Raw genomic sequence first — 8,193 nt, 5'->3', positions numbered from 1 at the left:
GACACCGTCCAGCGGGCGCACCGCGGTCAGCAGATCGGTGCGGACCCGGCGGGTGCGCAGCAGGCGGCGGGTGGCCAGCCAGCCCGGGCCGGCCGACACGCGGACCGGGAAGAGCACGAGGAGCAGCAGCAGGGCCAGCGCGAACCACAGGGCACCGCGCCACCAGATCAGCTCGCCGGCCGTCAGGTCGACGCACAGCAGCAGCCCGAACAGCGCACCGGCACACCGGACCGAACGGCGCACGTCCGGCGCCCAGTCGCGGTCGTACACCACGGTCCCGGCGCCGGACGGGTACGGGCCGGTCGTCTGGGGGCGGGTGTCGTCGCGGTGCTCCATGGGAGAGACGGTAGTCCGCCGCCGGCCCTCCCTGTCCCCCCTTGACGGTGCCCTGACGGGCGGGCGCCCGCGTTCTTGACAGGACGGCAGCGCCGGCGGAGCGGCCGGGCCCCGTACGGCACGATGCGCTGTGCCGGACGCCGCGGTCGCGCTCCGCTCGGGACGGTCGCGCTCCGCTCGGGACGGCCGCGCTCCGCTCGGGGTGGCGGGCTCACAGTCCCCGGGTGTCGATGCGCAGGTGCCAGGTGTTGCGGCGGTGGACGGAGAGCAGTTCGGACTCCAGGGGGGACGGGGGGACCGCCAGGACGGGGCACTGGGCGTGGGACAGGCAGTGCCGGCAGACCCGCCCCGAGAAGGCCCGCTGGATGCCGCGCCGGCCCGTGCCCACGACCAGGACGTCGTCCTCCCGGTCCGCCGTCGCCACCAGGGCCCGGCCCGGGGAGCCGCGCACGACGACCGCGTGGATCGGCGCACCGGGGTCCTCAGCGCCGAAGATCTCCTCGAGCACCGAGGCCAGCCGCTGCTTGGCCAGCCGCTGCCACTCCTCGACCAGCAGACCGGCGGCCGGGCCCCGCCGCGCGGCGGGGTCACCGCCCGGTGGCTCCCAGGCCAGCACCGGCCACAGCTCGGCTCCCAGCCGCCGGGCCAGCGCGGTGGCCCGGCGCAGCGCCGTGACGCTGTTCAAGGAGCCGCTCACCCCCACCACCACGCGCCCGGCCACCGGGGCGTCGTTACCGGACATGACTCATCCGTTCCGGACGGGCACCGGCGGCGAGGCGACCGCAGGAGTGCCCGTCTGCAAGGTCCTCGCTCCCTTCCATCCCACTCCCGCGGCGGCGATTCGACCAGCCGGCGGCTCGCAGACTCTCACCATCTCCGTCGCCCCGCCACTAAAATTCGGCGCTCGGACCGAAACTTTCGAACGCCTCCGGGAGGCGACCATGCGGACCTACGGCAACCCCGTCATCCCCGGTTTCCACCCCGACCCGAGCGTGTGCCGGGTGGGGGACGACTACTACCTCGTGTGCTCCAGCTTCGAGTACTTCCCCGGCGTTCCGCTGTTCCACAGCCGGGACCTGGTGCACTGGCGCCAGCTGGGCAACGTCCTCGACCGGCCGGGGCAGCTGGCGCTGTCCGACGACGTCCCGGCCTCCGGCGGCATCTACGCGCCGACCATCCGCCACCACGACGGACGCTTCCACGTCATCACCACCGCCGAGGGCGCCGGCGGCACCTTCCTCGTCACCGCCGACCGCCCCGAGGGCCCCTGGTCCGACCCGGTCCGGATCGACCTGCCCGGCATCGACCCCGACCTGGCCTGGGACGAGGACGGGAACTGCTGGTGCGCGACGGCCGGGGCCAGCGTCGCCCGCATCGACCCGCGCACCGGCCGGGTGCTGGAGGGCCCGCTGCCGCTGTGGTCCGGCACCGGCCTCAGGGACCCGGAGGCCCCGCACCTGTACCGGATCGGCGACTGGTGGTACCTGCTGCTCGCCGAGGGCGGCACCGGCCTCGGGCACGGGATCTCGGCCGCCCGCGCCCGCTCGCCGCGCGGCCCCTGGGAACCGGCCCCCGGCAACCCGCTGCTCACCCACCGCGGCACCGGCCTGCCCGTCCAGTGCACCGGCCACGGCGACCTGGTGCAGGCGGCCGACGGCGGCTGGTGGATGGTGCTGCTGGGGACCCGGCCCCGCGGCTGGTTCCCGGAGTTCCACGTCCTCGGCCGGGAGACCTTCCTGGTCCCGGTGGAGTGGGCCGACGGCTGGCCCCGGGTGGGCCCGGTGCGCGAGCGGCACCCGGCGCCGGCCGCCTGGGCGCCCGTCGAACCGCCGCCGGTGCGCGACGACTTCACCGGCCCGGTGCTCGCGCCGTACTGGATATCGCCGCGACGCAGGCCCGAGGGCTGCTGGTCGCTGACCGAGCGGCCCGGCCGGCTCACCCTGACGGCCACCGGTGACAGCCTCGACCGGCCCGGGCACACCTTCGTCGGCCGCCGCCAGCAGCACCACGACTGCCGGGCCGCGACGCTGCTGGAGCCGGGCGCCGCCCGGGCCGGGCTGTCCGTGCGGCTGGACGAGGCCCACCACTACGACCTGGAGGTCGGCCGGGGCACCGCGGCGGTCGTCGCGCGGATCGGCCCGCTGCGGCAGCGCGTCGCCGAACACCCGGTGCCCGACGGCCCGCTCACCCTGGCCGTCGAGATCCGCGCCACCCGCCGGCCGGGACCGCAGCACGGCCCGGACACCCTCGTCTTCCATGTCGAGACCGCCGGCGGAACCGTCCGGCTCGCCGAACTGGACGGCCGCTATCTCTCCACCCAGGTTGCCGCCGGCTTCACCGGCCGTGTCATCGGGATGTACGTCACCGAGGGCCGCGCGGCCTTCGACTGGTTCGACTACGCGCCCCTCACCTCGTGCACGACACCTTGACGCTCCCCACGCGCCTTCCTAGAGTCGCGGTTCGGAACGTTCGGGAAATCACTCGAATGTTTCGGCCCACCGGTGGCCGAACGACCCTGTCGGCGGCTTCCGGTGGGCCAGCTTTCTCTGTCGGGAACCTCTCCGAAGCAACGCCGAAAGTTTCGAAGGAGCGCAAGATGGGCGACCCTGCACTGTCCCGCCGCGGCTTCCTGGCGGCCTCCGTCGCCGCCGGTCTCGGGGCCACCGCACTCAGCGGCTGCGGCGGCGACTCGGACGGAGGGTCGTCCTCGGGGACGACCACGATCGAATGGTGGAACATCTCGACCACGGAACCGACCAAGACCGTCTGGGCCGGCCTGGCCAAGAAGTTCGAGGCCGACAACCCCACGGTCAAGATAAAGATCGTCCAGCTGGAGAACGACGCCTACAAGTCGAAGATGACCGCGCTGATCGCCTCCGGGAAGCTCCCGGACATCTTCCACACCTGGGGCGGCGGCGTGCTGCGCCAACAGGTCGACGCGGGGCTGGTCGAGGACCTCACGGACGTCACCAAGCCCTGGGCCGACGGGCTGCTGCCGGTCGCGAAGGAGCCGTACCTCATGGACGGCAAGGCGTACGGCATCCCGTTCGACATCGGCATGATCGGCTTCTGGTACAACAAGGCGCTCTTCAAGAAGGCGGGGATCAGCACACCCCCGACCACCTGGAGCGGCTTCCTGGACGCCGTACGGAAGCTGAAGGCCGCCGGGATCACGCCGCTCGCCCTGGCGGGCAAGGAGAAGTGGCCCGGAATGTACTACTGGGCGTACCTGGCGATGCGCACCGCCGGTGTCGAGGCGCTCCAGAAGGCCAGCGAGAGCAAGGACTTCACCGGCGCCGGGTTCGTGCGGGCCGGGCAGCACCTGAAGGAGCTGGTGCAGCTCCAGCCGTTCCAGAAGGGCTACCTCGGGGCCGCCTACTCCACCCCGACCGGCCAGGCCGCCACCGTCGGCAACGGCAAGGCGGCGATGGAACTCATGGGGCAGTGGGCCCCGGTCGTGGAGGCGGACGCGGGCAAGGGCCTCGGCGCGGACCTGGGCTTCTTCCCGTTCCCCGAGGTCGAGGGCGGCAACGGGAAGATCACCGAGGTCTTCGGCGGAGGCGGCGGCCACGCCCTGCGCCGGGGAGCCCCGCAGGCCGCCGTCGACTTCCTGAAGTTCTTCGCCTCCCGGACCACCGACCAGGAACTGGTGAAGAAGACCGGGGTGCTGCCGGTCGTCCCGGCCGCCGAGGCCGCGCTCACCGACCCCAACCTCAAGGCCGTACAGGCCCAGTTGAAGGCCGCCACCGGCTTCCAGCTCTACCTCGACCAGGCCTACGCGCCCGCCGTCGGCCAGGAGATCAACGACAGCGTGGCCGCGCTCATCGCCGGCTCCAAGTCGCCCGAACAGGCCGCGCAGTCGATCACCAGGACCGCCAAGGAAGCGCAGTAGCCGGCGATGACCTCCACCTTCCTCCCGGACAAGCGGAGCGGCCCGGCCGCCGGCCGGCCAGCCCCGGCCGTCCCCGCGGACCGTGCCCGCACGCGGCGGCGCGCGCTGAACTGGCTCACCGCGGTCGCCTTCCAGCTGCCCGCGCTGGTGCTGTTCATCGGGCTGGTGCTGCTGCCGATGCTGTTCGCGCTGTACGCCGCCTTCTTCCGCTGGGGCGGCTTCGGCATGCCCTCCGACTACATCGGCGGCGACAACTTCACCCGGCTCTTCCAGGACGACGTCTTCCTCGGCGACCTGTGGCGCTGCCTGGTGCTGGTCGTGCTCTCGCTCGCCCTCCAGCTGCCGTTCGCGCTGGCCATGGCGGTGCTGCTGAACCAGCGGCTGCGCGGCCGGGCGGTGTACCGGATGCTGTTCTTCGCGCCGTACGTGCTCTCCGAGGCCATCACCGGCGTGCTGTTCAGCATGGTCTTCGCCCCGGACGACGGACTCGCCGACCACGTCCTGGGCGCCGTCGGGCTGGACGGGCTGGGTGGTGAGTGGTTCGCCGACCCCTCCTCCGTCATGGCCACGCTCTTCCTGGTCATGATGTGGAAGTACTTCGGCTTCCACATGATGCTCTACCTGGCCGGACTCCAGTCCATCCCCGCGGAGCTGACGGAGGCGGCGCTGATCGACGGGGCCGGGCCCTGGCAGCGCTTCCGCAACGTCACCCTGCCGCTGCTGGCGCCCACCCTGCGCATCAGCGTCTTCCTGTCCGTCATCGGGTCGATCCAGCTGTTCGACCTGGTGTGGGTGGTCACCCAGGGCGGTCCCGACCACCACTCCGAGACGATGGCCGTGACCATGTTCCAGTTCGGCTTCAAGCGCTACCAGGTCGGCTACGCCAGCGCGATCAGCGTGGTCATGTTCGGCATCTGCCTCGTCTTCGCCCTCGCCTACCAGCGGTTCGTGCTCCGCCGCGACCTCGAAGGGGCCACCACGACGATGAGGGGAGACGGCACGTGACCCGCAGGACCAAGGGCGTACGCGCCCTGCCGCTGCACCTCGTCCTGGTCGCGGTCGGCGCGGTGATGGTCGTACCCCTGCTGTACGCCGTGCTGTCCGGCTTCAAGTCCACCGACGAGCTGTCCCGCAACCCGTTCGGGCTGCCCGAGCACTGGCTCACCGGCAACTACACCGACATCCTCGGCGCGGGCGGCTTCTGGCGGCTGGTCGGCAACAGCACGCTGATCGCGGTCGGTACGACCGTGCTGGTGGTCGCCGTCTCCGCCCTCGCGGCGTTCTCCTTCGCACGGTTCGCCTTCCGCGGGCGGGAGGTGCTGTTCACCGTCTTCACGATGGGGCTGATGTTCCCCTTCGCGGTCGCGGCCCTGCCGCTGTTCCTGCTGCTGCGCTCCCTGGGCCTGCTGGACAACCCGCTCGGCGTGATCCTCCCGCAGGCCGCCTACGCGCTGCCGATGACGATCATCATCCTGCGCGGCTTCTTCCGGGAGATCCCCGGCGAACTGGAGGAGGCGGCCACGCTCGACGGGTGCAGCGCGTTCGGGTTCTTCTGGCGGGTGCTGCTGCCCATGGCCCGGCCGGCGCTCGGCACCGTCTCGGTCCTCGCGGTGGTCACCAGCTGGAACAACTTCTTCCTGCCGCTGCTGGTGTTCACCGACAGCACGTGGTGGACCCTGCCCATCGGCGTCCAGCAGTTCCAGGGGCAGTACTCGGCGGAGTACGCCCGGGTCTTCGCCTATCTCGTCCTCGCCATGGTCCCCGCCCTCGCCTTCTACTCGGTCGCCGAGCGCCAGCTCGTCGGCGGCCTCACCGCCGGCGCCACCAAGGGCTGAGCCGCATGACCCCTCCCACCGATCCGGAGACAGGAGTCCCACCATGCCCACGGCACGCTCCCGAATCGTCGGCGCCCTCGCGGCCGTCCTGGTGGCCGCCGGCCTGGCCACCGGCCCCGCCGCACAGGCCGTACCGACGGCACCGGCCGCACCCGCGCAGGCGGGGCAGCCGACCCTCGCCGACCTCGCCGAGCGCCACGGCCGGTACTTCGGCAGTGCCACCGACAACCCCGAACTCACCGACACCGCCTACACCAAGATCCTCGGCAGCGAGTTCGACATGATCACGCCCGGCAACGGCATGAAGTGGTACGCCACCGAGCCGCAGCAGGGCGTCTTCGACTGGACGAGCGGCGACGAGATCGTGAACCTCGCCCGGAAGAACCACCAGAAGGTCCGCGCCCACACCCTCGTCTGGCACAGCCAGCTGCCCGACTGGCTCACCTCCCGGCAGTGGACGGCGAGCGAACTGCGGGCCGTGCTGAAGAAGCACATCACCGCCGAGGTCCGGCACTACCGGGGCAAGGTGTACTCCTGGGACGTCGTCAACGAGGCCTTCGAGGAGGACGGCAGCTACCGCGAGACCATCTGGTACAAGACCCTCGGCCCCGGCTACATCGCCGACGCGCTGCGCTGGGCCCACCAGGCCGACCCGCACGCCAAGCTCTACCTGAACGACTACAACATCGAGGCGACCGGCCCCAAGAGCGACGCCTACTACCGGCTGGCCAAGGAACTGAAGGCCCAGGGGGTGCCCCTCGATGGCATCGGCTTCCAGGCCCATCTGGCCCTGCAGTACGGCTATCCCACCACCGTGGAGGACAACCTCCGCCGCTTCTCCCGCCTTGGCCTCGACACCGCGCTCACCGAGGTCGACGTGCGGATGCAGCTGCCCGCGACCGAGGAGAAGCTGGCCGAGCAGGCGACCTGGTACCGGGACCTCACCGCGGCCTGCCTGGCCGTGCGCCGCTGCGTCGGGGTGACCATCTGGGACTACACGGACAAGTACTCCTGGATCCCCGCGGTCTTCCCGGGCGAGGGCGCCGCGCTGCCGTGGGACGAGGAGCTGCGTCCCAAGCCCGCCTACCAGGCGCTGCGGGAAGCGCTGCGCTAGCGTCCCGCTCCCCGGCCCCCGCCTCCCGGTCCCGCACCGCCGGCCGGTGGTGCGCGCGGCGGGTCGGGGCGCCCTCGCGGCCCCGACCGGACATGGGTCGGGGCCGGTGCGCACCGGGTGAGTGCGGCCGGCCCCTCAGATCACTGTGCCGTGGTCAGGCGGCGGTCATCACCTGATCCGCTCCGAGCGGGCGGTGCGGGGCGATGATGCGGCCGTCCGGCAGCAGCTCACCGGTGTCCTCGAAGAGCAGGACGCCGTTGCACAGCAGGCTCCACCCCTGCTCCGGGTGGTGCGCCACGAGACGGGCGGACTCCCGGTCGGCGGATTCGGCTGGCGGGCACGGTGGCTGGTGCTGGCACATGGGCGGGATCTTTCGCTCTGACGTGATCATGTCCGTCCCCCGTGATGATGAGTCGGTCGTAGTCCAGTGTTGTCCTCTGGGCGTCATTCCGCAGGGATTTCACAGCACCGCTTCTCACAGGTTCAGGACGCGTCACCCGCGCGGACGGTTCAGTCCAACTGCACTGTCACTTTGGGTGGTTCGCAGTGGCCGGATGGGACTAGTCCGACCGGCCGGAGCCGGCGGAGGCCCCGAGTACGGCCGTACCCCGCTTCCCTTCCGGGGAGCGGGGTACGCGTGCGGGGGTCAGGCAGGCGAGCCCAGCGCGGGCGAGCCGAGCAGTGGGAGAGGAGTCGCCCGATGGGTCAGCACCGGAAGCAACTCGGCGACCCGGAACGGACGGTGCGCCGGGATGCCGGGTGGCGCCGGCGCCAGCGGGACGAGCAGATCCGTGGCGGCCGGATGGCCCTCGGTGCCGTCGCCGGAGCAGTCGCCGTGCAGCCACAGGGTGAGCATGTACAGGCCGGGTACGGACAACAGCCTTGCCTGGTACGGCTGTTGCAGGGTCTCGGCCTGTTGCAGGGCGCGCTCGGTGGAGGTGACGTACGGCCCCTCGAAGAAGTGCGAGAAGGTCCAGCCGTCGGGGGTGAGCATGGTCTCGGCCGCGGCCACCGCG

At 71.9% G+C, this 8,193-nt stretch carries 7 protein-coding genes and 2 pseudogenes; 5 read left to right on the top strand and 4 right to left on the bottom strand.

The window, feature by feature from the left end; genetic code table 11:
- A pseudogene (locus CCN44_RS39375) lies at nt 1-336 on the bottom strand (hypothetical protein); the annotation flags it as partial.
- A gap of 211 nt (nt 337-547) precedes the next feature.
- A complete protein-coding gene (locus CCN44_RS39370; RefSeq protein ID WP_059248126.1) occupies nt 548-1,078 on the bottom strand; it encodes a universal stress protein in 531 nt (176 codons plus the stop codon).
- A 199-nt stretch (nt 1,079-1,277) separates the two neighbouring features.
- On the opposite strand from CCN44_RS39370, the gene CCN44_RS39365 reads away from it, so the two are divergent.
- The 5 genes from CCN44_RS39365 (at nt 1,278) to CCN44_RS39345 (ending at nt 7,177) form a co-directional block, all read left to right on the top strand.
- Nucleotides 1,278-2,765 (top strand): glycoside hydrolase family 43 protein, encoded by a 1,488-nt coding sequence (locus CCN44_RS39365; RefSeq protein ID WP_086703892.1) that lies wholly within the window; start codon nt 1,278-1,280, stop codon nt 2,763-2,765.
- A 167-nt stretch (nt 2,766-2,932) separates the two neighbouring features.
- Complete coding sequence (locus CCN44_RS39360; protein ID WP_059248125.1) at nt 2,933-4,228, top strand: extracellular solute-binding protein; 1,296 nt, start codon at nt 2,933-2,935, stop codon at nt 4,226-4,228.
- 6 nt (nt 4,229-4,234) lie between these two features.
- A complete protein-coding gene (locus CCN44_RS39355; RefSeq protein WP_086703889.1) occupies nt 4,235-5,233 on the top strand; it encodes a carbohydrate ABC transporter permease in 999 nt (332 codons plus the stop codon).
- Nucleotides 5,230-6,063 (top strand): carbohydrate ABC transporter permease, encoded by an 834-nt coding sequence (locus CCN44_RS39350; protein WP_059248123.1) that lies wholly within the window; start codon nt 5,230-5,232, stop codon nt 6,061-6,063. The genes CCN44_RS39355 and CCN44_RS39350 overlap by 4 nt, the downstream gene beginning before the upstream one ends.
- A 43-nt stretch (nt 6,064-6,106) precedes the next feature.
- Entirely contained in the window at nt 6,107-7,177 is a 1,071-nt protein-coding gene (locus tag CCN44_RS39345; protein ID WP_086703886.1) for an endo-1,4-beta-xylanase, read from the top strand.
- Nucleotides 7,178-7,331: 154 nt separating this feature from the next.
- Here CCN44_RS39345 and CCN44_RS39340 read toward each other — a convergent pair whose 3' ends face one another.
- Together CCN44_RS39340 and CCN44_RS39335 are read right to left on the bottom strand one after the other, a co-directional pair.
- The gene (locus tag CCN44_RS39340) at nt 7,332-7,538 is read right to left on the bottom strand and encodes a DUF5999 family protein (protein WP_059248121.1); all 207 of its coding nucleotides are present in this window, start codon (nt 7,536-7,538) and stop codon (nt 7,332-7,334) included.
- A gap of 285 nt (nt 7,539-7,823) precedes the next feature.
- Nucleotides 7,824-8,193: pseudogene (locus tag CCN44_RS39335) on the bottom strand (hypothetical protein); the annotation flags it as partial.

This window comes from Streptomyces tricolor, assembly GCF_002155905.1.
Taxonomy (GTDB): domain Bacteria; phylum Actinomycetota; class Actinomycetes; order Streptomycetales; family Streptomycetaceae; genus Streptomyces; species Streptomyces tricolor.
Note: the sequence above shows the minus strand (reverse complement) of the source record. Positions and strands in the feature narration are given on the sequence as shown.